The sequence below is a fragment of the Salinimicrobium sp. TIG7-5_MAKvit genome, from assembly GCF_049569215.1.
In the GTDB taxonomy this organism is placed as follows: Bacteria; Bacteroidota; Bacteroidia; order Flavobacteriales; family Flavobacteriaceae; genus Salinimicrobium; species Salinimicrobium profundisediminis.
The window spans coordinates 1,715,459-1,736,489 of record NZ_CP145903.1 but is presented as its reverse complement, the minus strand read 5'-3'; the positions used below and the strand labels follow the sequence as shown (position 1 = coordinate 1,736,489).

The following is a 21,031-nucleotide window of genomic DNA, read 5'->3' as shown; positions in this document are numbered from 1 at the left end:
CACGAATGAAGAAAGGAATATTGACACTGGCATTTTTATCATGCCTGGCAGTAACTGCCCAGAATAGTACCTCTTACTGGCAACAGGAAGCCAACTACAAGATGGATGTTGACATGAATGTTGACAACTTCCAGTATATCGGGGAGCAGGATCTCGAATATACCAACAACTCTCCCGATACGCTAAAAAGGGTATTTTATCACCTGTTTTATAACGCTTTTCAACCCGGAAGTGAAATGGATATCCGTTCGCGAACCATCGCAGATCCAGATCCTCGTGTAGGAGCCAGAATTGCTAATTTAACTCCTGCACAACAGGGTTACCTGCGAGTAAATACCCTTACCATGAATGGGAAATCTCTTCAGTTTGAAGAGGTGGGAACGGTTTTGGAAGTAGAACTTGCCGAACCAATTTTACCCGGAGAAACCGTAAATTTTTCACTAAAATTTGCAGGACAGGTACCCGAACAAATCCGTCGTGCAGGAAGAAACAGCAGCGAAGGTGTGGCTCTTTCTATGGTGCAGTGGTTCCCAAAAATGGCCGAATACGACTTTGAAGGATGGCATGCCGATCCTTACATTGGCCGTGAGTGGCATGGGGTATGGGGAGACTATGATGTAAAGATCAATATTGATAAAGACTACATTCTTGGTGCTTCAGGAATCCTTCAAAATGCCAATGAAATTGGGTATGGCTACCAGGACGAAGGTGTAAAAGTAAAGAGAAAAAAAGCTGACAAACTCACCTGGCATTTCATTGCTGAAGATGTACTCGATTTTGCCTGGGCTGCCGATCCTGAATATATTCATGACAAAAGAACGGCTGCCGATGGTACCGTGCTGCACTTCCTTTATAAAAACAAGCCTGAAATTAAGGAGAACTGGAAGAACCTGCAGTCAAAGACCGAAGAACTCCTTTTGTACTTTAATGAGCACATAGGGCCTTACCCGTGGCCACAGTATTCTGTGATCCAGGGAGGAGATGGTGGAATGGAATATGCCATGCTCACCCTTATTACCGGGGAAAGGAATTTTGGAAGCCTTGTAGGCGTGACCGCTCACGAACTTGCCCACGCCTGGTTCCAGCACCTGCTGGCAACCAACGAGAGCAAGCACGAATGGATGGATGAAGGCTTTACAAGCTACATTTCTGATCTTGCAATGAATGAAATAATGGACCAGAATCAGGAAAATCCTTTTGAAGGCTCTTACAGAAGCTATACCCGTTTGGCAACTTCGGGCGCAGAGCAGCCACAAACCACCCATGCCGACAGGTATACGTACAACGCAGCTTACGGTGCAACGGCCTATTCAAAAGGTTCAGTTTTTCTTTCGCAGTTAGGTTACATTATTGGTGAAGAAAACCTTCAGAAGACCTTAAAAAGGTACTACGATGAGTGGAAATTCAAACATCCAACACCCAATGATTTTATTAGGGTAGCCGAGAAGGTTTCGGGTGCAGAGCTAGATTGGTATTTAACCGACTGGACGCGCACTACAAACGTAATTGACTACGCCATACAGGCGGTAGAAGAGGAAGGCGATCAAACCAGGGTTGTGCTCATTAGAAATGGTGAAATGCCTATGCCTGTTGAGCTGCAAGTGAACTATAACAACGGTACTTCCGAAGAGATCTATATTCCATTACAAATGATGCGCTGGGAAAAACCAGGATTTGATGAAAATCAGACACAAGAAGACTGGGCGTGGGCTTATCCTACCTATTCTTTTATGCTGAATAAGCCAAAATCGGAAGTTTCTTCTATTGAGATTGACAGCAGCCAAATGATGGCCGATGTGAATAGGAAAAATAATGTTTACCCGAAACCACAACAATAAGAGGTTCCAAAAATGCCATTTTTGACAGGTATTTTTACCACTAAAGAGAATGACATTCAGAATTAAATACACCTGAAATATATTCGGGTTAAAGAAAAAGAGGCTTTAAACGGCCTCTTTTTTTATTTCATAAGTTTAGACCGTGAGATTCTTTGTTAAATACTTTTTTATATAAAGGTTATTGTCCGGGGAAAGAGTCAGGATTGCTTCGTTGCAAGAACCAGGAGCCAGGACTTTACCCAACCAACTAATAAATAACAATATTCTATTTCATAAATAAAGTTCCTAAATATTCAGAAACTAAAAACCATCCTTCTATACCTTTAAATAAACTGAATTATTGGTGAATTCGTGGCCTTAGCTCCTGTTTGATATATTTAATCGGACAACATTGATTTATAAATGATAATTTTACCTCATGGATGAAAGCTTCGGAAAGAAGGAAAAATTAAAGAGCAAAGTTCTTATTGATAAACTTTTTGCTGAAGGCCAAACGGTCAAAAAATATCCCTTGCTTTTGGTGTACACCCGGCTTCAAAACCCTTCAGAAAAGGTAAATAAGGTAGGGGTTTCAGTTTCTAAGAGAAACTTTAAACGCGCGGTAGACAGAATCAAAATTAAGCGGCTCATGCGGGAGGTTTTTAGAAAAAATAAGTATCTTGTTACCAGTAATTTAACCCATAATTATGCTGTAATGTTGATCTATACCGGGCGCGAAGTATGGAGTTATGCCGATTTATCGCGCAACGGCGAAGAACTTCTGAAAAGATTTGTGGCGCAGGAAAAAATGAAGGAACATGAAAAAGATCCTCTCTAAAATAGCATTTTTTGCAGCCCTTCCGGTGCTGCTATTTACTACAGTAAGTTATAAGTCAGATTTCTTTGAGATCGCCAAACAGCTCGAGATCTTCACTACGCTGTTCAAAGAACTCAACATGAACTATGTTGATGAGACCAATCCTGCAGAATTGATGGATACGGCCATAAATGCGATGCTTGAAGATCTTGATCCTTACACCCATTACTGGAATGAACAGGAAGTGCAGGCGGCCAGGATAGACAACGCCGGCGAATATACCGGCATAGGTGCCACAGTAGGCATAAAGGCCGATAAAATTGTCATTTTAGAACCCTATAAAGATTACCCTGCCGATAAAGCCGGTTTAAAAGCCGGAGATGAGATTATAAAGATTGGGAATATAGCTGTTCAGAATTTTAGCGAAGATGCGGGAGAATTGCTCAAAGGTGCACCAAATTCTAAGGTAGAACTCACTTTTATTCGACAGGGAGAAACCAAAACTACCACGCTTACCCGTGGTGCTGTTGAGATCAAAGCCGTACCCTTTTACGAGCTGCTGGAAGATAAAACCGGGTATATTGTGCTTTCTCAGTTTAACCGCAACGCTTCGGCCGAAACGGTAAACGCTTTAAAAGAATTAAAAGAGCAGGGGGCAGAAAAGATCATACTTGACCTGCGTGGAAATCCCGGCGGATTACTTTCTGAAGCTATTAACGTGACCAACATTTTTGTACCACAGGGAGAGTTGATCACCAGTACAAAATCGGCAGTTGAAAAGTATAATCAGACGTTTTCAACAACCAAAAAAGCTATAGATCCGGAAATTCCCCTGGCAGTATTGATCAACGGTCGCAGTGCCTCTGCCAGCGAGATTGTAGCAGGTGCTTTGCAGGATTTAGACCGCGCGGTGGTCATTGGAGCCCGCAGCTTTGGTAAAGGCCTTGTACAGCGTCCCAAAGACCTCACTTACGGCACTCAACTAAAGGTTACTATCTCAAGATATTACACGCCCAGCGGCCGCTGCATACAGGCACTCGATTACCGTCACCGCGATGAAGAAGGAAATGCAATACGTTATTCTGAAAAAGATTACAACGAATTCAAAACCCGGAATGGAAGAAAAGTCTATGACGGCGGCGGTATATCACCCGATATTAAACTGGAAACTTCGGAATTTAGTGATGTCACTAATGCATTGCTGTTCGAAAATGCCATTTTTGACTACGCAACAAACTACTATTATACTTATAATTTGAATTCTCCTGAAGACTTCAGCTTTACAGAAAAAGATTTTTCAGATTTTAAAGCGTATCTAAATACCGTGGGGTTTGAATACCAGACAGCTACAGAAGAAGAACTGCAGGATGTTATTGATGCTGCGCAAAAAGAAGGTTATCAACAAGATCTTTCAACAGCGTTGAAAAGTATAGAAGAGGCAATTTCAACTTCAAAGGAACAGGCTCTAAACAACAAAAAAGCTGAGATCATGAGCCTTATTTCAGAAGAGATCATCAAGCGGTATTTCTACAAAGAAGGGCTTTATGAATACTATGTGAAGAAAAATCCTGAAATCCTGAAGGCAAAGGAAATTCTTCAGGATAAAACTCAATATCAGAAAATTCTAAAAGGTTAATTCTTTATCATACCTATGTGAGGGATGCCATCTTCAAGATATCCTTCCCCGGTTTGATGAAACCCATGACTTTCGTAGAATTTAGTCAGGTAAGTTTGAGCAGATAATTTAATTTTTTTGGTGCTGTATTGCGCTTCAATAGCTTTTATAGAAGCTGTGAGGATTTGGTGAGCATAGTTTTTTCCACGATGAGTTTCTTTGACAAGCACACGGCCTATTGCAGCCTCTTCAAAGTAAATTCCGGGGGCAAAGAGTCGGGTGTAGGCTACGAGATCTTTTCCGTCAAAGCCCAGCACATGCAGGGCTTTTTGATCTTTTCCATCAATATCCTGGTAAACACAATTTTGTTCCACCACAAAAACTTCAGACCTGAGTTGCAGGATTTGATACAATTTATGAATACCAAGGTCTTCAAAAGTGGCAATTTTTATCTCCATTATTTACAGGCGATCTTTTCTACACGTCGGCTGTGACGGCCACCTTCAAATTCGGTATCAAGAAACACCTGCACCATCTCAACAGCCTGTTCTTTTGAAGTATATCGCGCTGGGATACTAAGTATATTCGCGTTGTTGTGTTCTCTTGCCAGGGCAGCGATTTCTTTGATCCAGCAAAGCGCCGAACGAACCGACTGATACTTGTTTGCAGTCATATTGGCCCCATTACCGCTTCCACAGATAATGATCCCAAAATCAACCGTTTTATTTTCCACATCCCGGGCTACCGGGTGAACAAAATCGGGATAATCTACACTTTCTTCAGAATCGGTCCCGTGATTGATCACTTCAATATTTCTTGATTTCAGGTAATCAACAACAGCGGTTTTATATGTAGTACCGGCGTGGTCATTTCCAATAGATATTTTCATAAGAGGCAGGTTTGATGAGCCACAAAGGTAAAAATTTGAGTTATCAACTTCTATTTTAGCGTTTGTTAATTAAATGTTACAAGCTCTTTAAAACTAAGTCTTTATAAAAGTTTATAATTTGTTTATAAATAGAGACGAAAAAATCAAAACGAAATTTGGATTGTTCAGCTAAAAATCGAATATGAAAGAATTACCGAGACATGGAAATTTTAAACTCACTTTTTTCCGGGAAGTTTTCAGCAGTCAAAATTCACTTCTGAACATCAGATTAAGGGAAAGTTATTAAATGATTAAATTCACATTTCATTATGAACAGTTGTTAAGAAAAAGTAAAATTTCAGTAGTAATCAGGGGCTTAGCTGTAGCTGCTGCTGTTCATAACTTGTTACCTCACTACTGCTGACCACAAATCCAAAAAACTTCAGAAAAAGTTATTGTACATATCAACAGACTATAATACTCCATCATTTTAATTTTTTAAAAAAAGAAGAAAATATAAATACTATAATAACTGTTGACAACTAAACGATCTTTAATGGAGCAGGATCCTGATTAAACCTATCTATGATCTCCCGGGCACGATCTACGTCGAGTGGGTGGACTTTGAGGTGAATTCCTCCCAGGGCGGTAGAGTATAAAGGGAAGACGTCAAGCATAGTCTCGTTTTGAAAGAAATGTTCAATACCTTCCTGCTGGAGTAGCAACTTGAGAATTGCGTATTCATGGCGATAGGTAAAGATCGCAAGAGTAATGAAATTGGTCATAGCAAAGTCCTTGCTATTAAGATATTAGTTTCTAGTGGAAAGTGGAAGAAATTTTTCCAGGAAAAGAACCTGGAACCGGCGTATTTAATGTGCGGTTTATGGAGGCGACAAAAGTGAGAACACCAATCACAAAAATCAGGATAAAAACTACAGTTATTTTGGTTGATTTATTCATTGAGTGATATGTTGAACATAATTATTCGACACCAACAAAATTAATATAATTTTAAGATATCTGAGTTTAAAATGTTAATTTTTTCTTATCAATAGATTATCATATTGTGAATGATTCTTTCTTGTGAATTGAAATTACTATAAATTCAGGTAGATGTAAATTATAAGGCTTAATTTTATAGCTTAAATTTTGAAATGAGTAAAAAGAAATACAAAAATAATAAGAGTACCAGCCTCGAAAGTGCAACCCAAAGAATTCTGGGGATTATGCGAAAGGAATCGGGGAAGGATTTTAACTATAAACAAATAGCAGCAAAACTGGGTGTAGATGATGCTTCCAGCAGGAATAAGATCATTCGATCTTTATCTCAATTGGCTGCAAAGAAAAAAATTGAAGAGGTAGACAGAGGCCGTTATCTCATTAACAGCGATGTTGACCGCTACCGTGGCATACTTGACATGACTGCTAAAGGCAGTGGTTATGTGGTGGTGGAGGAGCTGAATGAAGACGTTTTTATCCCTTCAAATAATATCAATAAAGCTTTTGACGGTGATGAAGTTGAGATCTATGTCTACAAACGTCGCCGAAATAAGAAATCAGAAGGAGAGATCACCGCGATCCTTAACCGGAAGAAAACAAGATTTGTAGGAGTTTTACAGCTGCAGGAGAACTTCGGATTTGTGGCCATTCAGGATGGTAAAATGTACACCGATATTTTTGTTCAGAAGAACAAAATTGGTGAAGCCAAAAACGGGGATAAGGTAGTGGTTGAAATGGATGAATGGCCAGAAAAAGCCGATTCTCCTTTTGGTCATGTAGTGCAGGTTCTTGGAAAACCTGGAGAGCATCATACCGAAATTCATTCGATACTTGCACAATACGGGCTTCCGCATGAATTTCCGCAAGAAGTGGAAGATTTTGCCCAGGGCATAGATACTAGCATTCAGGAAGACGAGATAAAGAAAAGAAGGGATATGCGTGAAGTTCTTACTTTCACTATTGACCCTAAAGATGCAAAAGATTTTGATGATGCTCTTAGTTTTCAGCAATTAGAGAATGGCAACTACGAGATAGGGATCCATATTGCCGATGTCTCTCACTACGTGCAGCCGGGAACCATACTCGATGAAGAAGCTTTTAACCGTGCAACTTCGGTGTATCTGGTTGACAGGGTAGTACCCATGTTACCTGAAATCTTATCCAACAACGCCTGTTCGTTGCGACCAAATGAGGAAAAATATACTTTTTCGGCAGTTTTTGAATTGACCGATAAAGGCGTGGTCAAAGATCAATGGTTTGGTAGGACTGTAACTTATTCAGATGCGCGATTTGCCTATGAAGAGGCGCAGTACATCATTGAAACTACTGGGGGTGATATTCCCGCTGAAATTTCTATTACCGGTGAAAGTTATAGGACCGATGATGCCATAGTTTCGGCCGTTCTTAAAATGAACCAGATCGCCGAGGTGATGCGCAAAAAGAGAATGGGAGATGGTGCAATCTCTTTTGATAAAGTAGAGGTGAAATTTGAACTCGATGACAAAAATGAACCTGTTGGTGTTTTCTTTAAAACTTCTAAAGAAGCCAATAAACTCATTGAAGAATTCATGTTGCTGGCCAATAAAAAAGTGGCTGAATTCATTGGAAAGCAAAAGCCGAAGAAGACTTTTGTTTACCGTTGCCATGATGAACCCGATGATGATAAACTTGCAGCTTTACAGTCTCTGGTGAGCAAATTTGGACACAAGCTTAACCTTAAAGATCAAAAACAAATATCGCAGTCCCTTAATAATCTGCTGCAAGATGTACAGGGAACCAAAGAGCAAAACCTTGTAGACACCCTTACAATTAGGACCATGAGTAAGGCCTATTACAGTACCGAAAATATTGGGCACTACGGGCTTGCCTTTAGTCATTATTCCCATTTTACTTCGCCCATTAGGAGGTATCCAGATGTAATGGCCCACAGGTTGCTCCAACACTATCTTGACGATGGTAAGTCGGCACCCGAAGAAGAATACGAATCTAAATGCCAGCACAGCAGTAACATGGAAGGTCTGGCAACCAGTGCAGAGCGTGATTCCATAAAGTACATGCAAATAAAATTCATGCAAGATCACAATGATGAGGAGTTCCTGGGCGTTATTTCAGGAGTTACCGAGTGGGGGATCTACGTTGAAATCATGTCTAATAAATGTGAGGGCATGGTGAGACTGCGAGATATCAGGGAAGATCATTTTGATTTCGATCAGGAGCAATACGCTATTATTGGCCGAAATACAAAGAAGGTTTACCAGCTAGGTGACGAAGTATATGTTACAGTTAAAAATGCCGATCTTGTAAAAAGGCATTTGGACTTTAATTTAATTGGAACCAAAGATGAAGTTGAAAAGCAAGACTAAAACAGGAATATTACTGCCATTTTTCATGGTTTTCTTTAGCATTTCTCTCCTTGCGCAGGATGTAAAGGAGAAGCTGGGGAATTTTGCTGAAGTAAAAACATTCAATGCCGTAGAAGTAGAGATCATTCCTGCTGCCAAAAATGAAATTTTCATTACCGGTCACAGCAAGAATGATGTGAAGTTTGAGATCGTTGAAGACAGGTTGGAAATACGCCTTTCTTTAGACAATATCTGGTCTAAGAACAATACTAAAATCACGCTTTACACGAAAGACCTTAGCACTGTAGATGCCAATGAAGGTTCGCTGGTAACGGTGTCGGGGGAAATAAAAGGGCGGGAACTCACCTTCCGAAGCCAGGAAGCAGCCGATATTCAGGCGGCACAGGTAAATGCTCAAAAAGTCAATGTAAAATCCATTTCCGGAGGAAAAGTTACGCTTGATGGCAAGGCGAAAGAACAGGTTGTGGAGATCAACACCGGGGGGCATTACTACGGAAGAGATCTGCGTACCCAAAACACCGAAGTCAAAGCCGGAACTGCCGGTAGAGGTGAAGTTTATGCATCAGATTATGTGAAGGCTACAGCCAAACTTGGCGGCACTGTAGAGATATTTGGAAACCCTGCTGAAGTTGACAAAAAAACCAGCCTGGGCGGAAAAATTTTATAAGTGAAGTAAAGTTCTATCTTTGTGAAACTAAAAGATTTGAATGTTTCAGGATATATTGGCTGCAATACCTTTAGGCTTTTTTCTTGCTTTTTTACTGGGACCGGTATTTTTCGTACTCCTTGAAACTGCAGCTATTAAAGGCTTTAGAGCGGCAATTTCCTTCGATTTGGGAGTGATTTGTGCCGATATGATCTTTCTGCTAATCGCTTATTTAAGTACCACAAAACTATTGAACCGGATTAAAGATGATCCGGCTCTTTTTATTTTTGGGGGTGGCATTCTAGTCACTTATGGTATAATTCAGTTCGTTCAAAACCGCAAGGTGCTTGAGCACGAAGAAGTCCCCGAGATACAAAAACTCAATAAAAGGGATTACCTGGGCCTTGCTGCAAAAGGCTTTCTGCTCAACTTTATTAATATTGGCGTCCTGGGGTTTTGGTTGGGGCTTATCATCATTTTTGGGCCGCAAATGGAAATGGAAACCGACCGAATGGTCGTTTTTTTCAGCTCTATTTTAGGAACCTATTTCATTATTGACATTTTCAAGATCCTTGCTGCCAAAAAGCTCAATCGCAAGCTCACACCCAATCGTATCTACAACGTTAAGAAGGTGATCAGCATTATTCTGGTGATTTTCGGGGTATTTTTAATCGCCCAGGGCCTTGTTCCAGATGAACTAACCCAACTTCAGGATCAAATTGACAGCATCACCCCGGAATCTGGCGCATACATTCAGTACTTCGAGCAGGAGTAGCAATTCATATCTAAATTTTATTTAAGAGATTAGAAGCCTTCTTAAAATGGCATTTTTGAGAGGTAATATTTCTGAAACTTCAGGCGTTGACAATCAAATTAGGAGTGAATTATAAATATTTCTTCGGAAGTAGATTTAAATGCATTTTGAATTCCTTCCGAAGTAAATTATGCTATTAACTTTCAGAAATAGCCTATTTAAATAGTTCTTTCAGCTGAAGATTTTTAATACTTCCGAAGAAAACTTCAGAAATAGAGGAAATTAGCGATTCTTTTTTTATCGCCGGAGTTTGGTAAGGTGTCAAAAATGCCATTTTTGAAGATGAACTTTTCTCTGGAAGATCACCTGTTCAAAATGTCATTTTTGAGAGGTAATGCCGGGTAAATTGCCACTTTTAGCCTTTAAAGAAGCAGACCAAAAGCAATTTTAGTTTTGAGTATAAAAAAAGCCCCTTGAAAGGAGCTTTTTTGGAGGCATCGAGCGGATTCGAACCGCTGTACAAGCTTTTGCAGAGCTCTGCCTAGCCACTCGGCCACGATGCCGTTTTATTTACGGAAGGCAAATGTAATAAAAATTCTTTTTTCAGGCCTATGCTTTTGGCAGGCTTTGAAAATTATTGGCAAATTATCGGCTTTTACTTCTTCTTACCGTTACCATAGCCACATTTCCGCCTATTGGAGGGTTGATTTTTGAAACATCTACCCTCACTTTTTGAACAATGAGCAGCTCGTTGAGAACACGGTTGATGATCCTTTCGGCTACTGTTTCCAGTAACTTTGAACGAATGGCCATTTCTTCCTTCACGATCTTGTTAAGGTGAACGTAATCTATGGTGTCTTTAAGGGCATCAGTTTTAGCCGAAAGAGAGAGGTCTCCGTTAACTTTAAGATCTACCCTGTAATCACTGCCTATCTGGCCTTCTTCTTCGAGACAGCCGTGATAGGCGAAAACTTTAATATTTCTGAGTTTTATACTTCCCAAAACTGTATTTTTTGCGAAGATAGCAACAATTAAGAAGACAGCGGTACAGCAGCGGAATTGATGTTTATTTTCTGTAATTTTGTTCCCCTTAAAGTTGAACTGTAAACTATGGCTGAAGAAAAAAGATCGCTCAATTTTATTGAGCAAATCATAGAAGAAGATCTAAAAAACGATTATAAAAAGGAAGATCTGCAATTCAGGTTTCCACCCGAACCCAATGGTTATCTTCATATTGGCCACGCTTCGTCTATCTGCCTCAATTTTGGGCTGGGAGAGAAGTACAATGCGCCGGTAAACCTTAGGTTTGATGATACAAACCCCATTAAAGAAGAGCAGGAGTATGTAGATGCTATTAAGCGTGATGTGGAGTGGCTTGGTTTTAAATGGGCAAAAGAATGTTATGCTTCCGATTATTTTCAACAGCTTTATGACTGGGCGGTAAGTATGATAAAGTCTGGCGATGCCTATGTAGACAGTCAACCTTCTGAAGCTATTGCTGAACAAAAAGGAACCCCTACCCAACCCGGAAAGAACAGCCCCTACCGCGATCGTTCGGTAGAGGAGAACCTGGAGCTTTTTCAGAAGATGAAAGACGGGGAGACCAAAGAGGGCGAGCATGTGCTTAGGGCAAAGATAGACATGGCAGCCAAAAATATGCTGATGCGCGACCCTGTGATGTACCGTACGTTGCACCGCAAGCACCACCGCACCGGCAATGACTGGATGATCTACCCAATGTACGACTGGGCCCACGGGCAAAGCGATTTTATAGAATCGGTTTCCCACTCTTTTTGTACGCTCGAATTTTTACCGCACCGTGAACTTTATAACTGGTTCCTTGAAAAGGTGAGTTCTTCAGAAGATTTTAAGCCTAAGCAGCGCGAATTTGCCCGTCGTAACCTGAGTCATACCATTGTGAGTAAGCGAAAACTGCTGCACCTGGTAGAGAAAGGGATCGTGAAATCATGGGATGATCCAAGAATGCCCACTATTTCAGGTCTTAGAAGAAGAGGCTATACTCCCGGGTCTATCCGCAAGTTTGCAGAGACCATAGGGATTGCAAAAAGGGAGAATATCATTGATGTTTCCCTGCTTGAATTCTGCATAAGGGAAGATCTCAACAAGACTGCCCCTCGTGTTATGGCTGTGCTTGATCCTGTAAAACTGGTTATCACCAACTATCCCGAAGGGGAAGAAGAGTGGCTGGAAGCCGAAAATAATCCTGAAGATGAGACTGCAGGTTCAAGACAAGTTCCATTTTCAAGAGAATTATATATAGAACAGGAAGATTTCAAGGAAGAAGCTAACCGGAAGTTCTTCAGGCTTACGCTTGGAAAAGAAGTGAGGCTTAAGAATGCCTATATCATTAAAGGAGAAAGCGTTGTAAAGAATGATGCCGGAGAAATTGTGGAAATTCACTGTACTTACGATCCTCAAAGCCGAAGCGGAAGCGGTACCGAAGAATCTATGCGTAAAGTAAAGGGAACGCTGCACTGGGTATCGGCCAAACATGCGGTTAAAGCTGAAGTGAGGCTTTATGACAGGCTATTTAGCGTGGAGTCTCCAGATGCCGATAAAGACAAAGATTTCCTTGATTTTCTCAATCCCGAATCTCTTGAAACCATTACTGCTTATCTTGAACCCAGCTTAAGTGATGTGGAACCCGGAGACAGGTTTCAGTTCCAAAGGTTAGGATATTTTAACGTAGATAAAGAGAGTACCAAAGAGGCACCTGTGTTCAACCGTACGGTAACCTTGAGAGATTCGTGGGGTGGCAAAATTGACAATTAGAAGGGCTATCTCTCCAATTAAGAATATTTTAGCATTGGATTTTGGATATTAACCGGTTATTAACAGCGCTACAGCTCATATTAAAGTATATTTGGTTGTAGTATTAATCTTAATAATCAACAATATCATGGCAAAATCAGGAAGTACATTTTTAGCATTGCTAACCGGGGCGGCAATTGGAGCCGGCCTTGGAATGTTATATGCGCCTGAAAGTGGAGAGGAAACCAGGAGAAAGCTTGGGGAGAATGCAAGAAAAACGCAGGATGATTTAAACAAGCGATATCGTGAGACCTCTTCAAATCTCAGTCAGAAAGCCAAAAAAGCAAAATCAGATTTTGAGCAGAGACTGGATGAAACCCTGTCTTCAGCCAGCTATAAAGCAGATGAGATCCTTAGCAGCCTTGAATCAAAGCTTGATGAACTGAAAAGGCAAAATGCCAAATTTCAGAAAGATCGCAAAGGTGGAGGAGATGATAAAGCTAACATTGAAGAAAGCGTAGCTTCCAAAGGAGATAAGAATACAGGTAATGCTGCAGTCTAGGCTTTATGGCATTTGGAAGAATATCTAACAACCTTCAACAATTAAAAGAGAATGTCAGGGCTCTTGCACATAGCAGTGCAGAGTATTACAAACTTGACCTCTTTAATAAAAGTATGCAGGGAGCTATTGCCGCCATTAAAGGCGCTGCAATAGCTCTTTTTGCGCTCTTTTTTGTCTTATTTCTTTCTATTGCCGTTGCTGTTGCACTTAGTAACTGGATAGATTCTCCCAGCAGTGGGTTCTTCATTGTTGCCGGTATTTACCTTTTACTGATACTTTTCTTTGTTTTCTTCGGAAGTAAAGTGCTTATGAAGGCCATCTTACCAGGAGCTTCAAAAAAGTTCTTCCAGGAGCCTGAAAAGAAGCCTGAGCATAAAGAACATCATGAGTTTACTCCTCAGAAAGACTTCGAAACCGACGAAATCATAATTAAGGACAATGAGAGAGTATAAAAATTTCAAAGAAATAGACCGGGATCTTAAACTTTTGAAGCTCCAAAAGGAGATTGATAAGGAGAAAGTCCTTTTGAGCTATAATCAAACAAAAGAAAGTCTCTCCCCCAAACGTATTTTAAAAGACGCTGCCGATAGTGTGCTAAAGAACCGCTATGTGCTTAAAGGTGCTACCTCGGTGCTTGGCTTTATAGGAGATAAGTTTAAATAACTACTCCTGAGTATCCTCTTAATCCTGATCTTCAACAGGTGGTTGTGGAGGAAGTTCCCTTTTCTTACGCTCTTCTTTCTCTTTTCGTTTCTTCTCTTTTAGCGCATTTTCTTTTTTCATGGCTTCTCCAATTTGATTGGAAGCAGTGAAGGAGGCAATCATGTTGTTAAGCATATCGCTTCCGGCTTGTGGGGAATTTGGCAGGAGGATAAGGTTACTCTGGGTTTCTTCCCCTAAAGATTGGAGCGTGTCGTAATGCTGTGTAACCACAATAAGGGCTGATGCTTCCTGGGAGTTGATACCCACGTTATTTAATACATCTACACTTTCTTCAAGACCGCGGGCAATTTCACGTCGCTGGTCGGCAATTCCCTGTCCCTGTAGGCGTTTACTTTCGGCTTCGGCACGGGCCTTGGCCACAATTTTGATCCTTTCGGCTTCAGCTTCATATTCCGCAGCAACTTTTTCCCTTTCCGAAGCATTGATACGGTTCATAGCGGCTTTTACCTGAATATCGGGATCAATATCTGTTACTAATGTTTTAATGATGTCATAGCCATATTCTTCCATAGCCTCGTTAAGCTCCCGTTTTACAGCAATAGCGATATCATCTTTGCGCTCAAATACGTCATCTAGCTTCATTTTTGGCACTTCTGCACGCACTACATCAAACACATAAGAAGTGATTTGTTCATGTGAATTTTCAAGTTTGTAAAAGGCATCATAAATTCGGGAAATCATGACCTGGAATTGTACAGAGATCTTAAGCTTTACAAAAACATCATCTTTGGTTTTGGTCTCTACAAGAACATCAAGTTGCTGTACTTTTAGATTGATTCGGCCAGCAATCTGGTCAATTACCGGAACTTTGAAATGGAGTCCGCTGCTGCTTACTCGCTGAAATTTTCCGAAGCGTTCAATGGCAGCAGCAGTCTGTTGTTTAACGGTAAATATTCCCGAAAAAAGAATGATTAGTACGAAGACAATAAAGACTGCAGATAAGATGGTGGATATCATGGCTGTAAGATTATTTTAACGAAAGATATAAAAATATTCTCCTACATTAGCCGTTCATTTCTCAAATCATACCTATGGATCTTAAAAAAGTTATTCTTTTAATGGGAATCTTATGTTTTACCCTAAGTAGTCAGGCACAGCGAAAGCTTTGGGATGGCGAGTACAACAGGTTGGGCCTGCAGGGCGGTGTAAATCATTTTAATATCATGACCGATGAGCTGGGGGTGACTTCAAAGACTAGTTGGACAGCAGGTTTTACAACCCGTGCTTCCTTTTATAACAACTGGCAATTCGTTTATGGAATAAATTTTTATGATTTTAGAGTAGATATTGATGGGAGGGAAAAAATTGAAACAACCTCTCAAGCATCTCCTATAGAATATAATATGATTGGGGTGCAGGGGAATTTCTTTGCAAGTTACAAGTTGTTTGATCACTATTTAAGTATTGAAGCCGGGCCGGTAGTGCAGGTGAACGGCAAAATGGAGGCCAGGCAGGACAAGGAACTATATTATGTAGGTGATTACGATATCACTGCCACCGACATTGAAGATGTATCTACTTTCAATTTTAACCTTGCAGTAGGATTAAGTGGGGGATGGGAATCTCTTAAGTTGTGGGCGCAATATCAATATGGGCTGAACAATTTCCTGAAAGGTCTTAACGATGAGAACCTGCAGGAGACAGATCCTTCAGTTCCTTCTTTTAAAGGAAATATGAGCATAATTGCAGGAGGCATCACTTTCTATCTCTAGATAAAAACTTAAAGCATTAAAAAAGCCATTTTTGAGACCTCTCAAAAATGGCTTTTTTGTTAGATAATTTTGAGAGCTAGAACTGTTGCCTTGCTTTTTGTAATCGGGCAACTGTTTCTTCTTTTCCAATAGCAGCTGCGATATCAAAAACATCAGGTCCCTGCATGGCGCCTACCAGAGAGATCCTGAAGGGCTGCATAACTTTTCCAAAACCAATTCCTTCGGAAGTGATCCAGGATTTTACCCGGTCCTGCACATTTTCAGCAGAAAAATCTTCAGTATTTTCCAATATTTCTATGACCTGCTGAAGGATTTGTGGCGTATCTTCTTTCCAGGCCTTTTTTACCGCCTTCTCGTCATAGTTCTCAGGAGCAGTGAAGAAGTAGCTGCCCTGGTTCCAGAAATCACTTAAAAAGGTGGTTCTTTCCTTTAAAAGTGCCACAATGTGCTGTGCATATTCGCGAGTTGTGGAGATATCTTTTGTTTTTAGAAGATCCACAAGATCGGCTGCAATTTGTTCATTTCCGGTTTCCTGCATATAGTGATGTTGAAACCACTTGGTTTTTTCGGGATCAAACTTAGAGCCACCTTTAGAAACATGCTCCAGGCTAAAGGCGTGGGTCAATTCTTCGAGGCTGTAGATCTCTTTTTCTGTTCCGCCACCGGCATTCCAGCCTAAAAGGGCCAGCATATTTACAACAGCTTCCGGATAATATCCTTCTTCGCGGTACCCGCTCGAGATATCACCCGATTTTGGATCTTTCCACTCCAGCGGAAATACCGGAAATCCTAATTTATCCCCGTCTCGCTTGCTCAATTTCCCTTTACCCTGTGGCTTTAAAATAAGGGGCAGGTGGGCAAATTTTGGAGCCGCCCAGCCAAATGCGCGGTAGAGTAGCTCGTGCAGGGCAAGAGATGGCAGCCATTCTTCTCCCCGAATTACGTGTGTGATCTTCATTAAATGATCATCAACAATATTGGCGAGGTGATACGTAGGCATCCCATCGCTCTTAAAAAGAACCTTATCGTCCAGGATCTTGGTTTCAATAGTCATTTCTCCCCGAATCTCATCCTTTAGCTGCAAGGTTTCATTCTCGGGAGATTTAAAGCGAATCACGTATGGTTCCCCGGCTTCAATTTTTTGTTTTACTTCAGCTTCAGGCAGGGCGAGAGAATTTTTCAGTTTTTCCCTGTTATGCCAGTTGTAGATAAAAGTCTTTCCCTGGGCTTCGTGATCTTCCCTGTGTTTATCGAGTTCTTCCGCAGTATCAAAAGCGTAATATGCATTTCCCGAAGCTAAAAGCTTTTCAGCATATTCGCGGTAGAGGTGTTTTCGGTCACTTTGGCGGTAGGGCCCGGCATCTTTTTCTTTTCCTGGGCCTTCATCAAAGGGAATGTTGCACCAGTTGAGGGATTCTATAATATAATCTTCGGCGCCTTCAACATACCTGGCCTGGTCTGTATCTTCAATACGAAGAATGAAATCTCCGCCGTGTTTTTTAGCAAACAGGTAGTTGAAAAGTGCAGTTCTTACTCCTCCTATGTGTAGCGGCCCCGTGGGGCTTGGTGCAAAACGCACTCTTACTTTTTCTGTAGACATAAAGCTTATTTTATTGCACAAAGATAAAGGATTCTTTAGGTTCTCGAAATGGCACTGTAAATGTGAGAGTTTGTTTTAATTATTGAATTAATTGTAATTTTAGAAGATTCAAAAAAGGGGAGGAGCATGGACAATTTTGAGATCTTAAGACAAAAGCTGGAGGCCTTTATAAGGAAGTTCTATCTCAACGAACTTTTAAAGGGTTTCATCTTTTTTGTTGCCATTGGCCTGCTCTACTTTTTGGCCACCCTTTTTATAGAACACCTGTTTTGGTTAAATCCTACAGGCCGCAGTGTGTTGTTCTGGAGTTTTATTGGTGTAGAACTCTTTCTCTTCGGAAGGTTTATCGTTTATCCGTTACTAAAGCTCTTCAGAATTTCTCGCGGAATTGGTTATACTGAAGCTTCGCGCATAATTGGGAAATATTTTCCTGAAGTGAATGATAAGCTGCTCAACCTTCTTCAGCTTAGTAAAAATGACCAGAAGAGTGATCTCTTAATGGCATCAATAGATCAAAAGGCGCGGCAGTTAAAGCCGGTTCCTTTCTCTATGGCGATAAATTTTAAGAAGAACCTGCCGTATTTAAAATACGCTGCAATTCCGTTTATTATAATTCTTTTGGTTGTGCTTTCGGGGAGAACTGAAGTTTTCTCGGGGAGTTACGAAAGGGTGGTACATTACAAAACTGCCTACCAGCCCCCAGCGCCATTTTCTTTTCAGCTTCACAATGAACAATTACAAATTCGGGAGAATGAGCCACTCATCATCAGGGTGAGTACAAAGGGCAGGATGGTGCCGCAAGATGTTTCTGTGAACTATGAGGGTGAAAACTATTTTATGAAACGCGTTTCTCACGGCACTTTTGAATACACTTTTGAGCCGGCGCAGGAATCCTTCAGTTTCAACTTGTCGGCAAATGAAGTTAGGTCGGCCAACTATAGAGTCGGAGTTGTAGAGGTGCCAAAAATGCGGAATTTGAAGATGATTCTTAAATATCCTCCACATACTGGGCTGGGGGAGGAGATTGTTGAGGGTACCGGAAATGCCACCGTTCCCGAAGGTACTTTGGTGAATTGGGAGGTGGAGACTTCGGCTACCAGGGTGGTAGAAATGGCATTTCAGGATAGTCTTTACCAATTTCAAAAGAACGGACAGGTTTTTCAGTTGCAAAAGCAAATACGAAATTCTGTTGACTATAATATAAGTACTTCGAATGCGCAGGTTCAGAATTTTGAGAAACTTGCTTACGAGATTGAAAGTATAAAGGATGAATATCCGCAACTTCAGCTGGAACATCAAATTGATTCTCTAAATCCCGATCTACAATATTTCTTCGGAAAGTTCTCTGATGATTATGGTATTTCCGAAGTGAATATGGTTATTCAGGAAACAGAGGTGCCAAAAATGGCAAAAAAGCTGCGGCTTCCTCACGGTAAGGGAAATGTGGGAGAGTTTGTTAGTATATTTCCTGATACTCTGGATCTTGAAGAGGGTAAATCTTATCAATTTTACTTCGAAGTAGTTGATAATGATGTACTTAATGGCTATAAAAGCACAAAAAGCCGACTTTTTAGCTATCGTAAGAAAACTGACAGTGAAGAAAAGCAGGAAAGACTTCAGGAACAACGAGACGCTATAGAGGGAATAGATGGTTCGCTTGAGAAGATGAAGCTTTCAGATAAGGAATTAAATGAGTTGTCAAGGCTTGAAAAAGAAAAGCAGGAGCTTAATTACAATGACCGGCAAAAGCTCGAGAATTTCCTGGAAAGGCAAAAACAGCAGAACCGGTTAATGGAAAATTTTACTGAAAAACTTAAAAGAAATCTTCAGGAGGAAGTTGCTCCGCAAAATAAGAACCTTAAAGAGGAACTTGAGGAACGGCTATCAAACAGGAAAGAAGAGCTTGAAAAGAATGAGGAATTGCTGGAGGAACTGGAGAAGTATTCAGAAAAGATCCAGAAGGAAGGTTTACAGGAGAAACTGGAGGAGCTGTCAAAAAATTCCCGGAACGAGGAACGCAGCCTTGAACAGTTGCTTGAACTAACCAAGAAGTATTACGTTCAGGAAAAGTCAGCACGTATCGCCGAAAAGTTAGATGAACTGGCTACAGCGCAGGAGGCGTTGTCGCAAAAGGAGAACGGGAATAATAAAGCTGCACAGGATTCGCTTTCAAAAGAAACACAAGAACTGTTTGAGGAAATGTCGCAGTTACAAAAGGAGAACCAGGATTTGAAAAAGCCGCTGGAATTACCCGATAATGAGGAGGAGCAGGAAGATGTAAAAGAGACCCAAAAAAAGGCGGAAGAGGCACTTGAAAAACAGGATAGGGGAGCGGCGAAAAAGGAACAGAAAAAAGCTGCAGAGCAACTGCGACAAATGAGCCAAAAGATGCAGCAACAAATGCAGCAGGGACAGATGCAGCAAATGCAGGAAGATGTTGCCATGCTAAGGCAAATCCTGGATAATCTTGTCACTTTTTCTTTTGGCCAGGAAGACCTTATGGAAGATTTCAAAAAAGCAGGCATGGACAATGCTTCTTTTCCCGGGAGAATACGGCGGCAGGATCTACTCAGGGAAAATTTTAAGCATGTTGATGATAGTTTATATGCCCTGGCTTTGCGCAATGAAATGATTAGCGAACCCATTACCAAAAAGCTTATTGATGTAGATTACAGTCTTGATCAAACCCTGGACAGGCTTGCCCAAAATGATCTAAGAAGAGGATTGAGCAGTCAGCAGTACGTGGTAACCGGAGCGAACGATCTGGCCTATTTATTAAGTGATATTTTGGGGAATATGGAAGATATTCTACAGTCTTCCCCTTCAAATGGAGAAGGGCAGGGGGAGCAGCTTCAGGATATTATTCAGAAGCAGAAACAACTCAATGGCGAAATGAATGAGGAGCTTGAGAAGGGGAAAGAGAAGAAAACCGGGAAGCAAGGGAAAGGTGGTGAAGAAGAAAGTGGAGAATTGTTCAGGATCTTTAAGGAGCAGCAAATGCTTAGAAAGGCACTGGAAGAACAGTTGAGAAAAGAAGGAAATAAGGGAGCCGGAAACTCAGTAAAGAAAGAGATGGAGCAAATTGAGAAGCAGCTTTTGGAAAAAGGTTTTACTGAAGATATTTTACAAAGAATGCAGCAATTGGAACATAAATTGCTGGAATTGGAACGTGCAAAACTTCAGCAAAGTAAGAAACCCGAAAGGGAATCTACCACTGGTAAGGATGAGCTTATTAATGAGACTAAGGCGCTAAGGGAACGGGCCAAAGAATATTTTAATGCGACTGAAATTTTAAACCGACAAAGCTTACCTTTGCGCCCCGTTTATAAACTGAAAGTAAAAGAATATTTTGAACGACGAGATAATTAATTTTTATTCTGAAAACACCTTCGAACTGAAGGAGGCTTCAAACCACGAGAATTGGATTAAAAGAGTGATTGCATCTGAAGGGAAGAAGACTGGAGAGATCAGTTTTATTTTTTGTGATGATGACTACCTGCTTGACATAAACCAGCAGTATCTAGATCACGATACTTTCACCGACATTATTAGTTTTGATACTTCGGTTGGGAACATTCTCAATGGCGATATTTTTATAAGCACTCAAAGGGTAGAGGAGAATGCAGCAGAATATAAGGTTGCTTTCAGCGAGGAGCTTCAAAGAGTAATTATTCACGGTATACTGCACCTGTGCGGGTACAAGGATAAATCTCAAGATGAAGCGCAGTTAATGCGACGAAAAGAAGAGGAAAAAATGCAAATGTTCCACGTGGAACAATAGAG

Annotated in this window: 19 protein-coding genes and 1 tRNA gene; 13 read left to right on the top strand and 7 right to left on the bottom strand. The window is 40.9% G+C overall.

The window, feature by feature from the left end; translation table 11 throughout:
* Nucleotides 1–5: 5 nt before the first annotated feature.
* The 3 genes from V5739_RS07750 to V5739_RS07740 all read left to right on the top strand — a co-directional run bounded on the left by V5739_RS07750 (nucleotide 6) and on the right by V5739_RS07740 (nucleotide 4,270).
* Nucleotides 6–1,838 (top strand): M1 family metallopeptidase, encoded by a 1,833-nt coding sequence (locus V5739_RS07750; protein ID WP_423820303.1) that lies wholly within the window; start codon nucleotides 6–8, stop codon nucleotides 1,836–1,838.
* 418 nt (nucleotides 1,839–2,256) lie between these two features.
* Nucleotides 2,257–2,655 (top strand): ribonuclease P protein component, encoded by a 399-nt coding sequence (gene rnpA / locus V5739_RS07745; RefSeq protein ID WP_423820302.1) that lies wholly within the window; start codon nucleotides 2,257–2,259, stop codon nucleotides 2,653–2,655.
* The gene (locus V5739_RS07740; protein WP_423820301.1) at nucleotides 2,636–4,270 is read left to right on the top strand and encodes a S41 family peptidase; all 1,635 of its coding nucleotides are present in this window, start codon (nucleotides 2,636–2,638) and stop codon (nucleotides 4,268–4,270) included. The genes rnpA and V5739_RS07740 overlap by 20 nt, the downstream gene beginning before the upstream one ends.
* Here V5739_RS07740 and V5739_RS07735 read toward each other — a convergent pair.
* From V5739_RS07735 to V5739_RS07725, 3 genes are all read right to left on the bottom strand, one after another.
* Nucleotides 4,267–4,707, bottom strand: coding sequence for a GNAT family N-acetyltransferase (locus tag V5739_RS07735; protein ID WP_423820300.1), 441 nt, complete (start codon nucleotides 4,705–4,707; stop codon nucleotides 4,267–4,269). The two genes, V5739_RS07740 and V5739_RS07735, sit on opposite strands and share 4 nt — an antisense overlap.
* The gene (rpiB, locus tag V5739_RS07730) at nucleotides 4,707–5,138 is read right to left on the bottom strand and encodes a ribose 5-phosphate isomerase B (RefSeq protein ID WP_423820298.1); all 432 of its coding nucleotides are present in this window, start codon (nucleotides 5,136–5,138) and stop codon (nucleotides 4,707–4,709) included. Before rpiB ends, V5739_RS07735 begins: the two co-directional genes overlap by 1 nt.
* 521 nt (nucleotides 5,139–5,659) lie before the next feature.
* Nucleotides 5,660–5,902 carry a putative signal transducing protein gene (locus V5739_RS07725; RefSeq protein ID WP_345599688.1) on the bottom strand — a complete coding sequence of 81 codons (243 nt, stop codon included), beginning with the start codon at nucleotides 5,900–5,902 and terminating at the stop codon, nucleotides 5,660–5,662.
* A gap of 369 nt (nucleotides 5,903–6,271) precedes the next feature.
* On the opposite strand from V5739_RS07725, the gene rnr reads away from it, so the two are divergent.
* Genes rnr through V5739_RS07710 form a run of 3 tightly spaced genes read left to right on the top strand, consistent with a single transcriptional unit; the run spans nucleotide 6,272 to nucleotide 9,900 of the window.
* Nucleotides 6,272–8,479 (top strand): ribonuclease R, encoded by a 2,208-nt coding sequence (gene rnr, locus V5739_RS07720; protein WP_423820296.1) that lies wholly within the window; start codon nucleotides 6,272–6,274, stop codon nucleotides 8,477–8,479.
* A complete protein-coding gene (locus V5739_RS07715; RefSeq protein WP_423820295.1) occupies nucleotides 8,457–9,146 on the top strand; it encodes a head GIN domain-containing protein in 690 nt (229 codons plus the stop codon). Before rnr ends, V5739_RS07715 begins: the two co-directional genes overlap by 23 nt.
* Before the next feature lie 40 nt (nucleotides 9,147–9,186).
* A complete protein-coding gene (locus V5739_RS07710) occupies nucleotides 9,187–9,900 on the top strand; it encodes a LysE family translocator (RefSeq protein ID WP_423820294.1) in 714 nt (237 codons plus the stop codon).
* A gap of 468 nt (nucleotides 9,901–10,368) precedes the next feature.
* Here the strand turns inward: V5739_RS07710 and V5739_RS07705 are convergent.
* Together V5739_RS07705 and folB are read right to left on the bottom strand one after the other, a co-directional pair.
* Nucleotides 10,369–10,442, bottom strand: a tRNA-Cys gene (locus tag V5739_RS07705).
* Nucleotides 10,443–10,524: 82 nt separating this feature from the next.
* On the bottom strand, nucleotides 10,525–10,881 hold the full coding sequence (folB, locus tag V5739_RS07700; protein ID WP_423820292.1) for a dihydroneopterin aldolase: 357 nt from the start codon (nucleotides 10,879–10,881) through the stop codon (nucleotides 10,525–10,527).
* Between the two features lie 108 nt (nucleotides 10,882–10,989).
* Here folB and V5739_RS07695 point away from each other — a divergent pair, with 108 nt between their 5' ends.
* The 4 genes from V5739_RS07695 to V5739_RS07680 all read left to right on the top strand — a co-directional run bounded on the left by V5739_RS07695 (nucleotide 10,990) and on the right by V5739_RS07680 (nucleotide 13,876).
* Nucleotides 10,990–12,672 carry a glutamine--tRNA ligase/YqeY domain fusion protein gene (locus V5739_RS07695; RefSeq protein ID WP_423820291.1) on the top strand — a complete coding sequence of 561 codons (1,683 nt, stop codon included), beginning with the start codon at nucleotides 10,990–10,992 and terminating at the stop codon, nucleotides 12,670–12,672.
* 127 nt (nucleotides 12,673–12,799) lie between these two features.
* Nucleotides 12,800–13,213: a YtxH domain-containing protein gene (locus tag V5739_RS07690; RefSeq protein WP_266070173.1), complete on the top strand. Its 414-nt coding sequence runs from the start codon at nucleotides 12,800–12,802 to the stop codon at nucleotides 13,211–13,213.
* Between the two features lie 5 nt (nucleotides 13,214–13,218).
* Entirely contained in the window at nucleotides 13,219–13,665 is a 447-nt protein-coding gene (locus tag V5739_RS07685; RefSeq protein WP_345599683.1) for a phage holin family protein, read from the top strand.
* Nucleotides 13,652–13,876, top strand: a complete 225-nt coding sequence (locus V5739_RS07680; protein ID WP_266070175.1) for a DUF6327 family protein — start codon at nucleotides 13,652–13,654, stop codon at nucleotides 13,874–13,876. The genes V5739_RS07685 and V5739_RS07680 overlap by 14 nt, the downstream gene beginning before the upstream one ends.
* Before the next feature lie 18 nt (nucleotides 13,877–13,894).
* On the opposite strand, the gene V5739_RS07675 is transcribed toward V5739_RS07680, so the two are convergent.
* Nucleotides 13,895–14,893, bottom strand: a complete 999-nt coding sequence (locus tag V5739_RS07675; protein ID WP_423820290.1) for an SPFH domain-containing protein — start codon at nucleotides 14,891–14,893, stop codon at nucleotides 13,895–13,897.
* Between the two features lie 74 nt (nucleotides 14,894–14,967).
* Between V5739_RS07675 and V5739_RS07670 the strand changes: the two genes are divergently transcribed.
* Nucleotides 14,968–15,648, top strand: coding sequence for an outer membrane beta-barrel protein (locus V5739_RS07670; protein WP_423820289.1), 681 nt, complete (start codon nucleotides 14,968–14,970; stop codon nucleotides 15,646–15,648).
* Nucleotides 15,649–15,724: 76 nt separating this feature from the next.
* On the opposite strand, the gene gltX is transcribed toward V5739_RS07670, so the two are convergent.
* Nucleotides 15,725–17,248 (bottom strand): glutamate--tRNA ligase, encoded by a 1,524-nt coding sequence (gene gltX / locus V5739_RS07665; RefSeq protein WP_423820288.1) that lies wholly within the window; start codon nucleotides 17,246–17,248, stop codon nucleotides 15,725–15,727.
* A 126-nt stretch (nucleotides 17,249–17,374) separates the two neighbouring features.
* Here gltX and V5739_RS07660 point away from each other — a divergent pair, with 126 nt between their 5' ends.
* Together V5739_RS07660 and ybeY are read left to right on the top strand one after the other, a co-directional pair.
* Nucleotides 17,375–20,617, top strand: a complete 3,243-nt coding sequence (locus V5739_RS07660) for a hypothetical protein (RefSeq protein ID WP_423820287.1) — start codon at nucleotides 17,375–17,377, stop codon at nucleotides 20,615–20,617.
* Nucleotides 20,598–21,029, top strand: coding sequence for an rRNA maturation RNase YbeY (gene ybeY, locus V5739_RS07655; RefSeq protein ID WP_423820286.1), 432 nt, complete (start codon nucleotides 20,598–20,600; stop codon nucleotides 21,027–21,029). The genes V5739_RS07660 and ybeY overlap by 20 nt, the downstream gene beginning before the upstream one ends.
* The last annotated feature ends 2 nt before the right edge of the window (nucleotides 21,030–21,031 follow it).

Bases quoted from the DNA above. Each gene is read 5' to 3' on its own strand.
- V5739_RS07750 (WP_423820303.1), top strand. From the start codon at position 6: ATGAAGAAAGGAATATTGACACTGGCATTTTTATCATGCCTGGCAGTA.
- rnpA (WP_423820302.1), top strand. From the start codon at position 2,257: ATGGATGAAAGCTTCGGAAAGAAGGAAAAATTAAAGAGCAAAGTTCTT.
- V5739_RS07740 (WP_423820301.1), top strand. From the start codon at position 2,636: ATGAAAAAGATCCTCTCTAAAATAGCATTTTTTGCAGCCCTTCCGGTG.
- V5739_RS07735 (WP_423820300.1), bottom strand. From the start codon at position 4,707: ATGGAGATAAAAATTGCCACTTTTGAAGACCTTGGTATTCATAAATTG.
- rpiB (WP_423820298.1), bottom strand. From the start codon at position 5,138: ATGAAAATATCTATTGGAAATGACCACGCCGGTACTACATATAAAACC.
- V5739_RS07725 (WP_345599688.1), bottom strand. From the start codon at position 5,902: ATGACCAATTTCATTACTCTTGCGATCTTTACCTATCGCCATGAATAC.
- rnr (WP_423820296.1), top strand. From the start codon at position 6,272: ATGAGTAAAAAGAAATACAAAAATAATAAGAGTACCAGCCTCGAAAGT.
- V5739_RS07715 (WP_423820295.1), top strand. From the start codon at position 8,457: ATGAAGTTGAAAAGCAAGACTAAAACAGGAATATTACTGCCATTTTTC.
- V5739_RS07710 (WP_423820294.1), top strand. From the start codon at position 9,187: ATGTTTCAGGATATATTGGCTGCAATACCTTTAGGCTTTTTTCTTGCT.
- V5739_RS07695 (WP_423820291.1), top strand. From the start codon at position 10,990: ATGGCTGAAGAAAAAAGATCGCTCAATTTTATTGAGCAAATCATAGAA.
- V5739_RS07690 (WP_266070173.1), top strand. From the start codon at position 12,800: ATGGCAAAATCAGGAAGTACATTTTTAGCATTGCTAACCGGGGCGGCA.
- V5739_RS07685 (WP_345599683.1), top strand. From the start codon at position 13,219: ATGGCATTTGGAAGAATATCTAACAACCTTCAACAATTAAAAGAGAAT.
- V5739_RS07680 (WP_266070175.1), top strand. From the start codon at position 13,652: ATGAGAGAGTATAAAAATTTCAAAGAAATAGACCGGGATCTTAAACTT.
- V5739_RS07675 (WP_423820290.1), bottom strand. From the start codon at position 14,893: ATGATATCCACCATCTTATCTGCAGTCTTTATTGTCTTCGTACTAATC.
- V5739_RS07670 (WP_423820289.1), top strand. From the start codon at position 14,968: ATGGATCTTAAAAAAGTTATTCTTTTAATGGGAATCTTATGTTTTACC.
- gltX (WP_423820288.1), bottom strand. From the start codon at position 17,248: ATGTCTACAGAAAAAGTAAGAGTGCGTTTTGCACCAAGCCCCACGGGG.
- V5739_RS07660 (WP_423820287.1), top strand. From the start codon at position 17,375: ATGGACAATTTTGAGATCTTAAGACAAAAGCTGGAGGCCTTTATAAGG.